The following is a 15,747-nucleotide window of genomic DNA, read 5'->3' on the forward strand; positions in this document are numbered from 1 at the left end:
AAGTCCACTCGGAGACCTGCGATGAAGACGGTCAATATCCATGAGGCCAAGACGCATCTTTCGCGGCTGGTCGAGGAGGCGGCCAAGGGCGAGGTATTCGTCATCGCCAAGGCTGGAAAGCCGATGGTGAGGGTGGTGCCGCTCGAGGAGGCAGCCTCCGAGGAGCTGAAGAAGAAGCGCAAGATTGGCTTTCTCGAAGGCCAATTTTCGGTTCCCGACGATTTTGACACAATGTTCGCCAAAGAGATCGAAGAGATGTTCTACGGCGACGATAAATGAAACTTCTGCTCGATTCTCATCTTCTCGTGTGGCTGGCGGCGGCGACTGCCAAGCTTCCCCCAGCGGCAAGAACCTTCATCGAAGATCCGCAGAACACCTTGTTCTTCAGTACCGCGAGCGTCTGGGAGCTGATGGTGAAATATAGCCTCGGAAAAAATGATATCCCGGTACACCCGCGCGTTCTGCATCGGGCGCTACTCGACAATGGCTTTACGGAGCTTCCCATTGATAGCGTGCATGCGTTCAATATCGAGAGCCTGCCACCCATCCATAAGGACCCCTTTGATCGGATCCTGATTGCACAAGCATTGGCCGAAGGCATGCTTCTGCTGACGTCGGATGAAGCGATCGCGCGATATAGCGGGCCGATCCGCCTGGTGCGCTAGGCCGCTTTTAAAGAAACGCCCTTTAGCTCGAGAACCGGCCGGCGTCAGCACCGTAATAGTTGATGTAGCGGTTGGAAATGGCCGCAATCGGCAGGACGACCAGCACATCGGTCGTGTTGAAAGCATGGTCCACCACGGCGCCGTCGCCGATCATGGCGCCGAGCCGCATATATCCCTTGATCAGCGGCGGAAGTGACGACAATGCCTTGCGGGTATTGATGCCCTCGATCGGCATGAGATCCATCTGCCGGTAAAGTTCGGGCTGTGCCGAGACCGCCCATTCTCCCACGGCCGGAACCGTGTGATGGAGGAAGGATAGAGCCAGCGCATGTTCTTCCGGCAACACGCCCGGAAAGGAAGCGCAGCCGAACAGCGCGTTCATGCCATGCCGCAGGGCATAAGCCCAATTGCCCTGCCAGAGCAGTTCCACCACGCGCTTGGTCCGATAATCCGGAAGCACGCAGGAGCGGCCGAGCTCCATGAACTGCTTGTCGGGGTGGCGCGCCAGCAATGGCTCGATATCGAATTCGGCAGCCGAATAGAAGCCGCCATTGGCGAGCGCCACTTCCTGGCGCAGCAGGCGATAGGTGCCGACGATCTGGTCTTCCACATCGCCTTCGATGGCATTGTCGAGAACGAGAAGGTGATCGCAAATGGCGTCATAGGCATCGACGTCGCGACGGCGGCGCATGGCCTCCGGCGGCAGGGTCGCCTGCATTTCCTCGACGAAAACCCGGTAGCGCACGGCCTGCGCCGCATCGATCTCACGCGGCGTGCGGGCGAGCCGTGTTTCCAGCGAGCCGATGCGGCCGAATACATCGCCGTTGACCGGAATAGGGGCCGGCGCCTGGTTTGTTTCTGGGTTCACGTCACGGTTCAGGAGTTCAAGTGCCATGGTGATTCGTCCCGTCCGGTCAGATCACCGCCATAAATCACGTCTCTGCAACAAGAACGTGACAAGCACTGTCACAATAGGAAGTCCGAAGCCGAGCGTCAACGCGCCTGTTGACGATTGGTGGCCGGTTGAAGAAGAAGCTGCACTTCCTCGATCAGAAGCCGGGGATCGATCGGCTTTTGGAGCAGCCGGCTAGCGCCAAGCCGCAGGACCTGCTGCCGAAGTTCCGGGCGGGCATCGCCCGTCAACACAACCACGGGGACGGAAGCGCTCGCGCTTAGCCGCTCTTTCGTGAACGACCAGGACAGGAAGTCAACAAGAGTTCCACCCGGCATGTGCATGTCGCAGATAACGAGATCCGGCCGATCGCCGGTTTCTTCGGCAGCATTTTTCAAAGTTGCGAAATCGTCAACAAGACGGACGCGGTGGCCTGCCTTCTTGAGGATGGCCCGCACCAGCATCGCATTGACCGGATCATCCTCACCTAGCAAAATATATTGTCCCGGCGTCGCCGGGCCATCAGCTGGCATTAGCGACGGCAGCGGTTCAGGTGAAACAAGAGCATCGCGGGTTGCGAAACCGCGTAGGCGACCGCTCAAGACATCGATCAAGGATTTTTCCCGCAACGGGCGGATCAGCCAGGCGTCGAAGAAATCCTGCGGCTGGGATGCGCGCTCTTCCGGGTTGACGAGCAGAATGCGATGCAACTGCGCATGGGATGGTTCGCAGGCATAATCGGACGCCAGCCGGTGATCGACGATGAGATCCGTATAGGGAACAGGGCCGGCGGCGGCCCGGTCGATCAGCATCTGAACATGAGCTGAGCTGGACACATGCCGGCACCGGCCGCCGAGCGTCTCGATACTGGCGACGGTGGCTGTCGCGGCCGGTCCGTCCGGCGCAAGCAGGAGAACCCTCGAGCGAGAAAGAAGCTGGTTGCGCGCACCCATGCCGGCCGCCGAATCTTCTGCCAGCCAGAGCGGGAAGCGGATCGTGAAGGTGCTGCCCTCCCCTTTGCGGCTCGTTACGTACAAGGATCCGCCGAATTCGGCAAGAATGCGCGACGCAATACCGAGGCCGAGGCCGGTTCCACCGGCGCGCTCCGGCGCCGAACCGACCTGCTCGAATTCCCTGAATATACGCGCCTGCTCTTCTGCCGTCATGCCGGGGCCGGTATCAGTCACCGTTATGGCCACCGTCCCTTTCACCAAAGAAGCACGCGCCAGCACGCCGCCCTGGCTGGTGAACTTCACGGCATTGCCGATGACGTTGAACAGGACCTGGCGGATGCGGCCCGCGTCGAAGTCGAGAAGCTCCGGCAGTTCCGATGAAACCGTGGCCGCAATCTCGATGCGCTTTTCGTGTGCCTTCGGGGCCAGCATCTCAACGACGCTGTCGATCAACTGGCGCAGGTTTTCGGCGCGATTGTTGATGCGGAAGCGACCGGCCTCAAGTGTCGTGTAATCGAGAAGGTCTTCCACCAGCTGCGCCAGGGCGTAGCTGGACTGGCGTATGCCGCTTAAGTAATTCTGCTGCTCCGCCGTCAGCTTCGTCTGGCCGAGCAGGTGTGCCATCCCTAGAATACCGTTGAGCGGCGTGCGGATTTCATGGACGACGGTCGCAATCTGCCGTGACTTGGCAGCACTGGCGGCTTCAGCTTCTTTCAACGAGTGCCGCAGCTGCGCCATCGGCCTGTCACGGCGCCAGTGGACCAGCCTCGAAAGGAGGCCTTGCAGCCACCAGCGTCCTCGATCATCCCGGCGCGAGTGCGGAGGCGGCACGACCTGTTCCATCGTCGAAACGCCCGCCTCATCTTCAGCGGGAGATTGAAACGCTTTCGAGATACGTTCATGTATTTCGGCAATGTCGCGCATGGGGAAAGACTAGCGCAGTTTCTTTCCCATTCCTTGGCTCATTTGCATAAAGTTTTATGCGTCGGCCTTTTTCGGTCCGACCAGCTCGTCGATGATGACAAGGCCTGCCCCGATGCTGATGAAGCTGTCCGCCAGATTGAAGACGGCAAAGGACCAGCTCGCGGTGTGGAACAGGATGTAATCGATGACATGGCCATATAGGAAGCCGTCGATCAGGTTGCCGATGGCGCCGCTGATGATCAGCGCAAAACCCGTATGGGCGAACGGTCTGTTGTTGGCAGTCCGGCGCCAAAGCCATAGCACGAAAGCCACGATGACCAGCCGCATGCCGACGATGAACTCTCGCTCCATGCCCGACAGAAGCGAAAAGGCGACGCCGAGATTATAGGTGCGATACAGGGCCAGGACAGGCAGCAAGGGTACAGCCTCTTCCAGCGGAAGATGCGTTTCCACGGCGATCTTCACCGCTTGGTCCAGAACAACAGCAAGCACGATGACGGCGATCGCCGCCAGCGGCCGGGAAAGAAGAGCAGGACGCACGGTCATTTATTTATCATCCAGGGAAAGCAGGTGACGGCGAGATTCGAACAGCATGACGGCCGTCGCAACCGCAAGATTTAAGGAATCCGCTCGGCCCTGTTGGGGGATGCGTACAGTCCGATCGGCCGCTTTGGCCAGGTTGTCGGGAAGGCCCGACTGCTCGTTGCCCATCAGCAAAATAGTTGCCTTTTTGGCATAGTCGACGGTGCGGTAGTCGACTGCGCCGGCCAGATGCGTCGCCACGACCTGCCCGCCCGCCCTCTTCTGCCAGCCGAGAAATTCCTCCGCCGAACATTTAACCACCGGGATCGCAAAAACGGAGCCCATGGTGGCACGCACCGTTTCCAGAGAGAAGGGATCGGTGCATTCACCGACCAGAAGCACAGCGGAAGCACCGGCCGCATCGGCGGTACGGATAATCGTGCCAAGATTGCCGGGATCACGGACCCGGTCGAGCGCCACAAGGGTCTCGTTTGCCCCAGGCGACAGATCTTCGAGCTTCTTCCAGCGCTGTTCGAAGATGCCAACAACCATTTGCGGGTTGTCGCGACGGGTGATCGAGGAGAGCACTTTCTCGCTGACTTCGAGAACAAGGCCGCCATGGGCGATCGTTTTCGCCGCCACCTGCTCGACCAGCGGCTTGCCCTTGGCAGCCTTTGCATAAACCAGCGTGCGGATCGACCAGCCGAGCTCCAGCGCGTCGATCACGAGCTTCAGGCCCTCCGCCATGAAGGCGCCGCTTTCCTCGCGGTCCTTCTTGTTGGTGAGCGCCTTGATGTCCTTGATGATTGGATTGGAAAGCGAAGTGACTTCCTTGACCTGGCCGACGCGCCGCGGACCCGTTCTTTGATAATCGTTTGTCATACCGGCACCCAGCGGCTGAAAAGGGAGGTGGAAAGCGCGCGTTCAGCGCTTTTGCCGTCGAGACCGGCTTCGCGGATCACAAGCTCGCCCGATTCCACCACGCCGCCGGCACCACGCATGGTTTCGCGCATCAGTTCATGGACAGAATAGAAGCTCGCCCGGATGGAATAGGCGGTCAGTACCAGACCCATGGCATTGGGCGCCAAGAGTTCACGGCAGATATCCAGCATCAGCGGCAGATGGTCGAAAAGCTGCCAGACTTCTCCATTCGGGCCTCGGCCAAATTTCGGCGGATCCGTAAGGATGATGTCGTATTTGCTGCCGCGGCGTTCCTCGCGCAGGATGAATTTCATCGCATCTTCGCAGATCCAGCGGATCGGCGCCTTCTCCAGACGGGAGAGCGCCTGGTTTTCGCGGGCCCAGCCGATCGCCTTCTTGGAAGCATCCACATGGGTGACTTCCGCACCGGCAGCCGCCGCCACAAGCGAGGCGACGCCCGTATAGCCGAACAGGTTCAGCACCTTGATCGGGCGCTTTGCCGTTTCCACCTGCTTCTTCATCCACTCCCAGTGGACGATCTGCTCCGGAAAAACGCCCACATGACGGAAGGCGGTAAACCGACCGAGGAAATCGACGCCGAGCAGCGACAACGGCCAGGTTTCACCCAGCGCTTCCTTGGGGAAACGCCAGCGTCCCATGCCATCCTCGTCCGTATCGCCGGTGAAGACGGCGTCGGCCTTTTCCCACACATGCGTGGCAACCGATGGCTGCCACAGGGCCTGCGCTTCCGGCCGCACGATGCGATAAGGACCGTATTGCTCCAGTTTGAGCCCCTTGCCGCTGTCCACCAGGTGAAAATCACCGGCGCCCGAGGATTCAAGGATGACCGGCACCCGCTCAGCCGGACGATCACCATTCCGCAGGTTCAAAGCCCGGCTTTCGGCCGGCACCGCGGCGGCAGGCTTTTCCGTTCTTGCCTGAGGGCGAGGCGAGGATTTGACCGGTGCGGCAGGGCGACGCGGCGGCTGGCCGGCACCCTCGGCCCGACCCTTGTGCATCGGCCGCCTTTCCTTGTTCTTCAATGCCTTCATCCAGTCCATTTTCGATCTGCCGGCAGCAGATAGCATTTGCAGCCCGGTCTTTCAAAGGGCCATGCGCGGCTGCGGCGTTTTCCGCTCAAGCTGCGCGAAGATCGTGAGATCCCTTGGCGTGGTCGTCCACACTTGCCATAACACGGTGGAGGTCGAACCAGTTGGAGGACAAGACATGGACATGATCGGCGAGGAACGCATCAGTGCGCCAAGGCAGCTTGTCTGGGAGGCCTTGAACGATCCGGACATGCTGCGCCAGTGCATTCCCGGCTGTCAGAGCCTCGAATGGATCTCGCCGAGCGAATTGGCCGCGACCTTAAAGTTGAGGATAGGGCCGGTTTCAGCAAGCTTTTCCGGCGGCATCACGCTTACAGATATCAACGCTCCCGAAAGCTATACGATCCTGGGGGAAGGCAAGGGCGGCATTGCCGGCTTCGCCCAAGGGTATGCCAAAGTAACGCTTATCGATGAAGGCGCCGAGACCCTGCTGCAATATGCGGCGCAGGCGCAGGTTGGCGGCAAGCTGGCGCAGCTCGGTTCGCGCCTGATCGGCTCGAGTTCCCAAAAACTCGCGACACGATTCTTTGCCGACTTCAACAAGGCAGTGATGGACAAGGCCGGCGCTGCCTAGTCTCCACCTAACAGCCCACGCCGCCTAAGCTTTATCCAGGGCAAGCTGCGGCGCGGGACGCGGCGTGGCAGCAGCCTTGTGCTCGCCCTGCCACTTGATGGCCTCGCGGGCCTCGATCCGGGCCTGCTTGCGGTGCTTGCCCTGGCTCCACCAGGTAACTGTTGATCCGATGACCATGCCGAGCAACAGTGAAAGAAACAGGAACAGGAAGAAAGGCGCGCTGACCGATAGAAGGCTGTCCTGCGGCTGGAACGGGTTGAGCGCCAGGGTGACGGTCTGACGGTTGGCCACGGCCAGAACCACAAGCACGATGCCGAGCGGCACGAAGATCGCCAGCGTGATGATCTTTTTGAGCTTATCCATCGAAGACTCCCGGCTTAGAACGATACGACCAACGGCAGACGCCGCCGGTACCTCGGCCAGAATAGGCGCGACGCACAGGCTTTCAAGGGCGAGCGGCGAGGCCGAGGGTTTTCTTAATCTTCCTCGTCGGCAAGATCGGGGTTGAGGCGCTCACGCAGCTCCTTGCCCGTCTTGAAGAACGGCACCCATTTTTCTTCGACGAAGACGCTTTCGCCGGTACGGGGATTGCGGCCGGAACGCGATGGACGGTTCTTGACCGAAAAGGCGCCAAAGCCGCGCAGCTCGACACGATTTCCGGATGCCAGGGCATCCGTGATCTCATCCAGAACGGCATTGACGATATTCTCGACATCGCGATGGTAGAGATGCGGATTGCGAGCCGCAACGATCTGCACCAGTTCTGACTTGATCACCCTTGCCCCCTGAAACAATTAGCTTTTCAACCGCGCCCAACCTGCCAAACCGAGACAAGACCGTCAAGGAACAACTTGTCGGTGCCCCATGGGCCGGCAGCATCAGGGGACAGGAACTGGCCGAGGCCGGCAAGGCCCAAAATTCGCGCCATGGCGCTTGCGAACCACCAGGAGGAGGACGTTTCCCTGTCCTTCCACTCGACCACCGGAAGATCCTCCGAAACGCCGCGCGTCTTGAGATAGTCGCGGATTTCCTTGTCACCGCCGAGCTGGTCGACCAACTTGACGTTGAGCGCCTGCCGGCCGGTGAAAATAGTACCATCGGCGAGCTTCAGAACCTCTTCGCGCGGCAGTTTGCGGCGATCGGCAACAAGATCGACGAACCAGGCATAGCTGTCGAGCACCATGTTGCGGATCATCGTCTTGGCCTCTTCGCTGGCCGGGTGGAAGGGCGAAGGCTCGGCTTTCAGCGGCGAAGACTTGATCTCCTCCAGTGACACGCCGATCTTCTTCATCACCTCGTCCAGCTGCGGATACTGGAAGATCACGCCGATCGAGCCGGTTATCGAGCTTTCGCCAGCGACGATCGTGTCCCCGGCAGTGGCGATCATATAGCCAGCCGAGGCGGCAAGTGTTCGTACATCCGATACGACCGGCTTGCTTTCGGCGACGTGGCGAATGGCCTTGAACAGGCGCTCACCGCCATAGGTGGTGCCGCCAGGCGAGGAAATAGAAACGATCAGCGCCTTCACCTGGTCGTTTTCGGCAATACGCTCCAGGCGTTCCAGCAGTTCGCGGTCGTCGGTGATCATGCCGGAGATGCGGATCTGCGCCACATGCGGAACCGCTGAACCGCCGCTTTCGCCAAACGCGGTGCGATAAAGCGCGAAACCGACGGCAACCAGAAAGACCAGCGCGGCGATCCGCCAGAAGCTCAGCTTGCGGCGCAACTGGCGGCGCTCGGCAATTGCCATATGATCCATGGAACATTCCTTTAAATCGAGAGCCGCCTAAAGATAGGATCGCGCTGGCGGCGTCCAGTGGCTCCTATCACGTTTTTCTGTTGCGATTATTGTTTGTTGATAGATAGAAACCATATTGAGCGGCAACGTAAAGCTTGATTGCTACCCACGCACAAGAAGCGCCACGCGGAGACGACGCGGCGCACCGGGGCGGAAAAGGACCAAGGCCAGCATCCATGCTGCAGCAGATGAGAAAGACAGCAGGCCTTGCGGCCGCCATGGAGCCGCCGGCCGGCGCCTATCAGGCGGCGCTTGTTCATTCGGCATGGGTGCGACGGCTGAAGGTTTTGCTGCCTGTCGGCGCCGGGCTGATTTCGCTCGCCTTCGTGGGGGTTGCTATCGTACGCGCCTACCTGCCGGAGAAACTGTCGATCGAAAGTGCCCGCATTGAAAATGGCAAGATCGTCATGGAACGCCCGGCTATTTCGGGCCGAAACAGTGACGGCATCAATTACTCGATGATCGCCAATCGCGCTCTGCAGGATATCGAGAACCCCAACAAGATCAGCCTGGAAGACGTGAAGGCCGCCGTGCCGCTCAGCGACGACGTCATCGCCCGCGTCACCGCAACGGGCGCCGATTTCGACCGCGGCGCCGACCTGCTCAACCTCAACTCTCCCTTCGACGTCAATCTCAGCAACGGCATTACGGCGCGCTTCCAGTCGGCTCACCTCGACATCCCCGGAGGCTTGATGAACACGCCGGATTCGGTGAACATATCTATGAAGGAGGGCTCGATTGTTGCAGACTCCTTAAAGATAACTGATAAAGGACATACCATAACCCTCGTCGGCCAGGTTCGCGTGTACCTCGATCCTGTCGCCATGCGCAACAAAGGCAAGTAGAGCCAGGCCATGATGATGTACCGCCGCCTTCGCATTTCCGCAGCCGCATTGATCTTGGCAGGAATGACTTCCTGTCTGGCACTCACCGCTCATGCGCAGTCCACCACCAGCAATATGGAGGGGCTGAAGCTTTCCAACGATCAGCCGATCCAGATCCAGAGCGACCAGCTTGAGATCAAGGACCAGGAGAAGAAGGCCTTCTTTACCGGCAATGTCCAAGTCGTGCAGGGCACGACGACGATGAAGGCCGGCAAGATGACGGTCCTCTACAAGGGCGAAGGTGCATCGGTGACTTCCGGCAGCGCCGACATTGACAAGATCTACCTTGACGACACGGTCTTCCTTTCCTCCGGCACGCAGCAGGCGACTGCCGAAAAGGGGGAGTTCAACATGGCGACGCAGACCTTCGTTCTGGAGGGGAAGCAGGTCGTGCTTTCGCAAGGGCCCAATGTCTTCAAAGGCTGCAAGCTGACGGTGCTGATGGAAACCGGCCAAGCCAAGCTCGATGCTTGCGGAGGTCGCGTCGAGATCATGCTCGACCCCAAGTCCCGGCCGAAGCAGTAGACGTTCCCAGGTGAAAATCCCCTTTCTTTCCAGTTTGTCGGCAGGCAAGCCGTCTGCCCCCGAGCCTTTCATCGCACGCGACAAGGCGCGCTATGAAGGCACGCTTGTCGCCCATGGCCTTTCCAAGAGCTACGATCGCCGGCGCGTAGTCAACGGCGTGTCGCTCGTCGTCCGTCGCGGCGAAGCGGTGGGGCTTCTGGGCCCGAATGGGGCCGGAAAGACGACCTGTTTCTACATGATTACCGGCCTCGTGCCGGTCGATGAAGGCATGATCGCCATCAACGGCAATGAAGTAACCCGCATGCCCATGTACCGCCGGGCGCGCCTCGGCGTCGGCTATCTTCCCCAGGAAGCCTCGATCTTCCGGGGCTTGAGCGTCGAAGACAATATCCGCGCCGTTCTCGAAGTCCATGAAGCCAACCGCGACAAGCGGGAAGCCAAGCTGGACGAACTGCTCGAGGAATTCCACATCGGTCAGCTGCGCAAGTCTGCGGCCGTCGCACTTTCGGGCGGCGAACGGCGGCGGCTGGAAATTGCCCGTGCGCTGGCAACCGATCCTGCCTTCATGCTTCTCGACGAACCGTTCGCAGGCGTCGATCCGATCTCGGTTTCCGATATCCAGAACCTCGTGCGCCACTTGACGGCACGCGGTATCGGAGTACTGATTACCGACCACAATGTGCGCGAGACCCTTGGCCTGATCGACAGGGCCTATATCATCCACGCGGGTGAGGTCCTGACCCATGGCCGTGCAGACGACATCGTCAATAATCCTGACGTGCGCCGTCTTTATCTCGGCGACAAGTTCAGTCTTTGAGCCGGCAAAGAAATTAAGCCTGGCTTCATCCGGCGCTTGACCAAATCTTTCAAAAAAGCAATTCTCGTGCCAGATGCATTTTCGGCCCTGCGGGGGCTCGACCGGCAATGCGCATGACCGTGCAATGACGGCACGGCCGAAGGGGATTTCACCGGAGTTCAGCGTCCGCCATGGGTTTATCCGCCAGCCTCTTTCTGCGACAGACCCAATCGCTTGTCATGACGCCGCAGCTGATGCAGTCGATCCAGCTGCTGCAGATGACGCATTTCGAGCTCAACCAGTTCATCGCCCAGGAAGTCGAAAAGAACCCGCTGCTCGAAATAGCATCAAGCGACGGCGAAACCGACGCGGAAATAGGCTACAGCGCCGCCGATGCGGAGACAGGCGCCGGCAAACAGGAGCCGGTCGATGGTGCCGGTCTTGTCGAATGGTACGCGGACCAGGCCAACGGCAAGAGCACACCGCTTGGCGAGGATCTCGACACCAGCTTCGAAAACGTCTTTCCGGACGATGGGCTTGCCAAGCGTGCCGACGCTCCCGAGCTTCTCAGCCAGTGGAAATCCATGCCGGGAGGCGACTCGGGCGAGGATTACGATCTCGACGACTTCGTCGCCGGGCATCTCACACTGCGCGACCACCTCAATCATCAAATCCCTTTCCTGCTCGGTAAAGCTTCAGATCGCCTGGTCGCCCAGCATCTCGTCGATCAGCTCGACCAAGCCGGCTATATGCATGGCGACCTTTGCGAATTGGCGGCGCAGTTCGGCAAGCCTGTCGAAGAACTGGAAGCTCTTTTGGGATCGCTGCAGACGCTCGACCCGCCCGGGGTTTTCGCCAGATCGTTGAGCGAATGCCTTGCCATCCAGCTGCGCCAGAAGGATCGCCTGGATCCCGCCATGGCGGCGCTTCTCGACCACCTCGAACTGCTGGGCAAGCGCGACTTTGCCAGCTTGCGCAAGATCTGCGGTGTCGACGATGAAGACCTGCTCGACATGCTGAGCGAAATCCGCAAGCTCAATCCCAAGCCCGGCGCTGGCTTCGAAGGCTGCGTTTCAGAGGCGATCTCCCCCGACATCGTCGTGCGCCCTTCTGCCGACGGCGGCTGGCAGGTCGAGCTCAATCCGGACACGCTGCCGCGCGTGCTGGTCAATCAGGTCTATTTCCAGACGGTCGCCAAGAAGTGCCCCAAGAGCGGCGAGGACCATAATTTCCTGTCAGAATGCATGCAGAATGCCAACTGGCTGACCCGCAGCCTCGATCAGCGTGCCAAGACGATCATGAAGGTTGCCGTTGAAATCGTCCGCCAGCAGGACGCCTTCCTGATGCATGGCGTCGACTATCTGCGTCCGTTGAACCTGAAGACGGTTGCCGAAGCCATCAGGATGCATGAATCCACCGTCAGCCGGGTCACCTCAAACAAATACATTCTGACCCCACGCGGCCTCTTCGAGCTCAAATACTTCTTCACGGTGTCGATCGGATCGGCCGAAGAAGGCGGAGACAGCCATTCGGCGGAAGCGGTGCGGCACCGGATCCGCACACTGATCGCCCAGGAAATGCCGGAAGCCGTTCTTTCCGATGACGATATCGTGCTCACTCTCAAGCGCGGCGGCGTGGAGCTTGCCCGGCGTACCGTGGCCAAATATCGCGAGGCCATGAACATCCCCTCTTCGGTGCAGCGCCGCCGGGAAAAACGCGCGCTGGCAAGACTGGCAACGGCCTGAAAGGCTCGGCTTACTCCGGCTCAGCGGCTCTTGCGGGCCTCGGCCGCCGTTGACATTCGTCGGCAGCAGGTTTAGAAGCCCGCCGCAATTGAACGGAACGGACCTTCCCAAACATTCCAAGGCATCATCTGCAAATTAGCCAAGTCGCACGTGAACGGCTTGGATGAGGGACCGGCTTGGCGTAGACTGGAACATGCAAGTCACGACAAGAAGGAAAAATTCCATGAGTGTCCGTGTATCCGGTAAGCATATGGAAATCGGCGATTCGTTTCGCCAGAAGATCGAAGGCCAAATTGGCGATGCGGTGACGAAGTACTTCGACGGGGGGTATTCGAGCCAAGTCATCGTGGTAAAGTCGGGGTCGCGTTTTTCGGCCGACTGCAAGGTGCATCTCGATACCGGGATCGTCCTGCATGCGGCCGGCGAAGCCAACGATCCACAAGGTTCTTTCGATGCCGCAGCGGAGCGGATCGAAAAGCGCCTGCGCCGTTACAAGCGTCGCCTGAAAGACCACCACGCCGGCAGCCATGCGAATGGCAACATGGAAATCGCCTATACGGTTATGGATAGCGTACCGGATGAGGATGACGAAGTGCCCGAGGATTTCGCGCCGACCATCGTCGCGGAAAGCACGAAGCAGCTGAAGACGATGTCGGTGGCGACCGCCGTGATGGCGCTCGATATGACCGACGAGCCTGTTCTCCTGTTCCATAGCCCCGGCAAGGAACTGAACATCGTGTACCGCCGCAACGACGGCAATATTGGCTGGATAGACGCCACCAATATCAAGAACTGAGGAATCGGGAGAGCGTCGGCCATCCGGCGCTCCCCTGCCCTAGCGGCACAAAGGAAGACGAGAATGGCTTTGGCAGATTTGCTGCAGCAAGATGCAATTATTCCTGCCCTCAAGGTGAACTCCAAGAAGCAGCTGCTGCAGGAACTGGCGGTCAAGGCCGCCAAGCTCACCGGCGTGACCGAGCGGGAAATCTTCGACGTCATCCTGCAGCGCGAACGGCTTGGCTCCACCGGCGTCGGCCACGGCATCGCCATTCCGCACGGCAAGCTCAACACCATTTCCAGCATCAAGGGCGTTTTCGCGCGCCTTGAGGCACCTGTCGATTTCGAAGCCCTTGACGACGAGCCGGTCGATCTCGTGTTTCTGCTTCTGGCGCCGGAGGGTGCCGGGGCCGATCATCTGAAGGCGCTTTCGCGCATTGCACGCGTGCTGCGCGATCAAGACCTGGTCGGAAAACTGCGCAAAACACAGTCAGCATCGGCCATCTATGCCTTCCTCAATGAGGAACAGGCCAATCACGCGGCTTGAACCGAACTGCCGGCAGCAAACGGCAGGCATGACCGGCTCCTGAAAGCCGTAATCACCTTGCCAGCGATCCGGGCATTTCGATCGGCTAAGCCGGCGAAGGCACACGCCATCTTCGCGACGAACTGGATCTGAACCGGTCGCTGGCCCATGCCGCTCCGGAAACCGCGCACTGACGGAAAAGATGGGGCGCCCCAGGCGCCCGATCTTTTCTTTTGCCTTAAGCGCTCTTGTCGCCGGCCGCCTCCGGCGCCCCGGCTCCATCCTGCTTCGAGCCGCCCTTGGCAACACCGACCATAGCCGGACGCAGCACACGCTCGCCGATCGTGTAGCCGGCCTGCACCACCTGGACGACGGTATTGTTGGCGACGGCAGGATTGGGGATCTCGAACATGGCCTGATGGAAGTTCGGGTCGAACTTCTGGCCTTCCGCTTCGATCTTCTTGACGCCATGACGTTCAAGCGCCGACAGCATGGATCTTTCGGTCAATTCGACACCTTCGAGAAGCGTCGTCAGGGTCGCATCAGCACCTGCCCGCATCTCCGCCGGGACAGCATCGAGGGCGCGGCGTAGGTTATCCGAAACGGCCAGCATGTCGCGTGCAAATCCTGCGACGGAATAGGATTTAGCGTCCTTCACATCCCGATCGGTGCGGCGGCGAAGATTGTCCATGTCGGCCGCCAACCGCAGGAAGCGATCGCGAAGCTCCGAATTTTCCGCCTTCAGCAGTTCCACGGGATCGGGCTCGGCGGCAGGCATTTCCGCCTCCTGCTGATTGGCCAGATCTTCAAGAGCAGACGCCACGGCTTCCGCCGTGTTCTCGGCGGCATTTGCGTCAGGTCCGTTCTTCTTGGTTTCGTCGGTCATGACGGTCTCCGGTTATTCTAGACTTAAGTTTATGGGGATCAGGATTTGTGCCCGATATCGAGGTTTGCGCTGGAAAAATCAAGGCTTGGCGGCAAAGTTGCAGCCTTGCCTTGGGCTCGAGCGGGACATTCATCGGGATAAGCGGGCGAGCACCTGCGCGGTATAGTCCACCATCGGCACGATCCGCGAATAATTCAGCCGCGTTGGCCCGATCACGCCGACGGCGCCGACGATACGGTCTTCGCCGTCGCGATAGGGTGCAACGATCAAGGAGGAACCCGACAAGGAGAAAAGCTTGTTTTCCGAGCCGATGAAGATGCGTACGCCCGGGCCCTTTTCCGCTAGGTCCAGGATTTCGATCAGGCTGTCCTTCTTTTCCAGGTCGTCGAAAAGAAGGCGCAGCCTGTCGAGGTCGGCGGTGTCGTCGAGGCCCTGAAGCAGGTTTGCACGGCCGCGCACGATCAGCTGGCTCGGCTTGCCTTCTTCGGAATCGCCCGACCAGACGGCAAGGCCGCGTTCCACGAGATCCTGCGAAAGCTGGTAAAGCTCAACTTGTACCCTGTCCTTCAGCTTCTCCAACTGCCCGCGCAGTTCCGGCAGAGTCTGGCCGCTCAAGTGAGCATTGAGGAAATTCGCCGCTTCCGTCAGCTGCGAGGAGGTAACACCCGCCGGCAGCTCGATAATGCGGTTTTCCACCTGATTGTGTTCGCCCACGAGCACGGCAAGCGCCTTGGTCGGTTCAAGCCGAATGAATTCCACGTGCTTGAGGACCGTGTCGCTCTTAGTGGTGATCACGATACCGGCGCCGCGCGACACCCCGGACAGCATCAGGCTCGCATCGGCCATCAGGCTTTCCAGCGACTGATCTCGGTCGTCCGGGCGGATCTGCCGATCAATTAGAGCACGCTCCTCCTCCGAAAGCTTGCCGGATTGCATGAAGGCATCGACAAAGAAGCGGAGGCCGGACTGGGTGGGCAATCTGCCGGCGCTGATATGAGGAGAATAAATGAGGCCGAGCTCTTCGAGGTCGCTCATCACGTTGCGGACCGAGGCCGGAGACAGCGAGATCGGCAGAAGTCTGGAAAGACTACGGGAGCCGAGGGGCTCCCCAGTTTCGAGATAGCTTTCGACTATGCGACGGAAGATTTCACGTGAACGGTCATCAAGCACAGAATTGCTGTCCCTCTCCGTCGTCGTCGAAATTCCCATCTATCCTTCACCGCCATTGGCTCTGTCGCAAATATAGTCGC

Annotated in this window: 19 protein-coding genes; 9 read left to right on the plus strand and 10 right to left on the minus strand. The window is 59.8% G+C overall.

Features of this window, described 5'->3' with window-relative positions:
• Window positions 1–21: 21 nt before the first annotated feature.
• Window positions 22–279, plus strand: coding sequence for a type II toxin-antitoxin system Phd/YefM family antitoxin (locus E2F50_RS13865; protein ID WP_133316753.1), 258 nt, complete (start codon window positions 22–24; stop codon window positions 277–279).
• Window positions 276–665 (plus strand): type II toxin-antitoxin system VapC family toxin, encoded by a 390-nt coding sequence (locus E2F50_RS13870; RefSeq protein WP_133316754.1) that lies wholly within the window; start codon window positions 276–278, stop codon window positions 663–665. The genes E2F50_RS13865 and E2F50_RS13870 overlap by 4 nt, the downstream gene beginning before the upstream one ends.
• 22 nt (window positions 666–687) lie before the next feature.
• Here the strand turns inward: E2F50_RS13870 and olsB are convergent, their stop codons facing one another.
• From olsB to E2F50_RS13895, 5 genes are all read right to left on the minus strand, one after another.
• Entirely contained in the window at window positions 688–1,560 is an 873-nt protein-coding gene (olsB, locus tag E2F50_RS13875; RefSeq protein WP_133316755.1) for a l-ornithine N(alpha)-acyltransferase, read from the minus strand.
• 98 nt (window positions 1,561–1,658) lie between these two features.
• Window positions 1,659–3,248, minus strand: a complete 1,590-nt coding sequence (locus E2F50_RS13880) for a hybrid sensor histidine kinase/response regulator (RefSeq protein ID WP_161974145.1) — start codon at window positions 3,246–3,248, stop codon at window positions 1,659–1,661.
• A 240-nt stretch (window positions 3,249–3,488) separates the two neighbouring features.
• Window positions 3,489–3,980, minus strand: a complete 492-nt coding sequence (lspA, locus tag E2F50_RS13885) for a signal peptidase II (RefSeq protein ID WP_133316757.1) — start codon at window positions 3,978–3,980, stop codon at window positions 3,489–3,491.
• On the minus strand, window positions 3,981–4,838 hold the full coding sequence (locus E2F50_RS13890) for a TrmH family RNA methyltransferase (RefSeq protein ID WP_133316758.1): 858 nt from the start codon (window positions 4,836–4,838) through the stop codon (window positions 3,981–3,983). It abuts the gene before it with no gap.
• Window positions 4,835–5,929: a class I SAM-dependent methyltransferase gene (locus E2F50_RS13895; protein WP_133317112.1), complete on the minus strand. Its 1,095-nt coding sequence runs from the start codon at window positions 5,927–5,929 to the stop codon at window positions 4,835–4,837. The genes E2F50_RS13890 and E2F50_RS13895 overlap by 4 nt, the downstream gene beginning before the upstream one ends.
• Window positions 5,930–6,104: 175 nt before the next feature.
• Between E2F50_RS13895 and E2F50_RS13900 the strand changes: the two genes are divergently transcribed.
• Window positions 6,105–6,560, plus strand: a complete 456-nt coding sequence (locus tag E2F50_RS13900; protein ID WP_133316759.1) for an SRPBCC family protein — start codon at window positions 6,105–6,107, stop codon at window positions 6,558–6,560.
• A 24-nt stretch (window positions 6,561–6,584) separates the two neighbouring features.
• On the opposite strand, the gene E2F50_RS13905 is transcribed toward E2F50_RS13900, so the two are convergent.
• The 3 genes from E2F50_RS13905 to sppA form a co-directional block, all read right to left on the minus strand.
• Window positions 6,585–6,923 carry a lipopolysaccharide assembly protein LapA domain-containing protein gene (locus E2F50_RS13905; protein WP_133316760.1) on the minus strand — a complete coding sequence of 113 codons (339 nt, stop codon included), beginning with the start codon at window positions 6,921–6,923 and terminating at the stop codon, window positions 6,585–6,587.
• Between the two features lie 113 nt (window positions 6,924–7,036).
• Window positions 7,037–7,336 carry an integration host factor subunit beta gene (locus E2F50_RS13910; protein ID WP_133316761.1) on the minus strand — a complete coding sequence of 100 codons (300 nt, stop codon included), beginning with the start codon at window positions 7,334–7,336 and terminating at the stop codon, window positions 7,037–7,039.
• 26 nt (window positions 7,337–7,362) lie between these two features.
• Window positions 7,363–8,319: a signal peptide peptidase SppA gene (gene sppA / locus E2F50_RS13915; RefSeq protein WP_133316762.1), complete on the minus strand. Its 957-nt coding sequence runs from the start codon at window positions 8,317–8,319 to the stop codon at window positions 7,363–7,365.
• A 227-nt stretch (window positions 8,320–8,546) separates the two neighbouring features.
• Here sppA and E2F50_RS13920 point away from each other — a divergent pair, with 227 nt between their 5' ends.
• The 6 genes from E2F50_RS13920 (at window position 8,547) to ptsN (ending at window position 13,632) form a co-directional block, all read left to right on the plus strand.
• Window positions 8,547–9,203: an LPS export ABC transporter periplasmic protein LptC gene (locus tag E2F50_RS13920; RefSeq protein ID WP_245515412.1), complete on the plus strand. Its 657-nt coding sequence runs from the start codon at window positions 8,547–8,549 to the stop codon at window positions 9,201–9,203.
• Between the two features lie 12 nt (window positions 9,204–9,215).
• Window positions 9,216–9,767, plus strand: a complete 552-nt coding sequence (locus E2F50_RS13925; RefSeq protein ID WP_133317113.1) for an LptA/OstA family protein — start codon at window positions 9,216–9,218, stop codon at window positions 9,765–9,767.
• Window positions 9,768–9,777: 10 nt separating this feature from the next.
• On the plus strand, window positions 9,778–10,584 hold the full coding sequence (lptB, locus tag E2F50_RS13930; RefSeq protein WP_133316764.1) for an LPS export ABC transporter ATP-binding protein: 807 nt from the start codon (window positions 9,778–9,780) through the stop codon (window positions 10,582–10,584).
• Window positions 10,585–10,754: 170 nt separating this feature from the next.
• A complete protein-coding gene (gene rpoN, locus E2F50_RS13935) occupies window positions 10,755–12,308 on the plus strand; it encodes an RNA polymerase factor sigma-54 (protein ID WP_133316765.1) in 1,554 nt (517 codons plus the stop codon).
• 223 nt (window positions 12,309–12,531) lie between these two features.
• The gene (gene hpf / locus E2F50_RS13940; RefSeq protein ID WP_133316766.1) at window positions 12,532–13,104 is read left to right on the plus strand and encodes a ribosome hibernation-promoting factor, HPF/YfiA family; all 573 of its coding nucleotides are present in this window, start codon (window positions 12,532–12,534) and stop codon (window positions 13,102–13,104) included.
• 63 nt (window positions 13,105–13,167) lie between these two features.
• Window positions 13,168–13,632, plus strand: coding sequence for a PTS IIA-like nitrogen regulatory protein PtsN (gene ptsN, locus E2F50_RS13945; protein ID WP_133316767.1), 465 nt, complete (start codon window positions 13,168–13,170; stop codon window positions 13,630–13,632).
• 217 nt (window positions 13,633–13,849) lie between these two features.
• Here ptsN and grpE read toward each other — a convergent pair whose 3' ends face one another.
• Window positions 13,850–14,497, minus strand: a complete 648-nt coding sequence (grpE, locus tag E2F50_RS13950; RefSeq protein ID WP_133316768.1) for a nucleotide exchange factor GrpE — start codon at window positions 14,495–14,497, stop codon at window positions 13,850–13,852.
• A 129-nt stretch (window positions 14,498–14,626) separates the two neighbouring features.
• Complete coding sequence (hrcA, locus tag E2F50_RS13955; protein ID WP_133316769.1) at window positions 14,627–15,706, minus strand: heat-inducible transcriptional repressor HrcA; 1,080 nt, start codon at window positions 15,704–15,706, stop codon at window positions 14,627–14,629.
• Window positions 15,707–15,747 lie beyond the last annotated feature (41 nt).

The sequence above is a fragment of the Rhizobium deserti genome (genome assembly GCF_004358025.1).
Taxonomy (GTDB): Bacteria; Pseudomonadota; Alphaproteobacteria; order Rhizobiales; family Rhizobiaceae; genus Neorhizobium; species Neorhizobium deserti.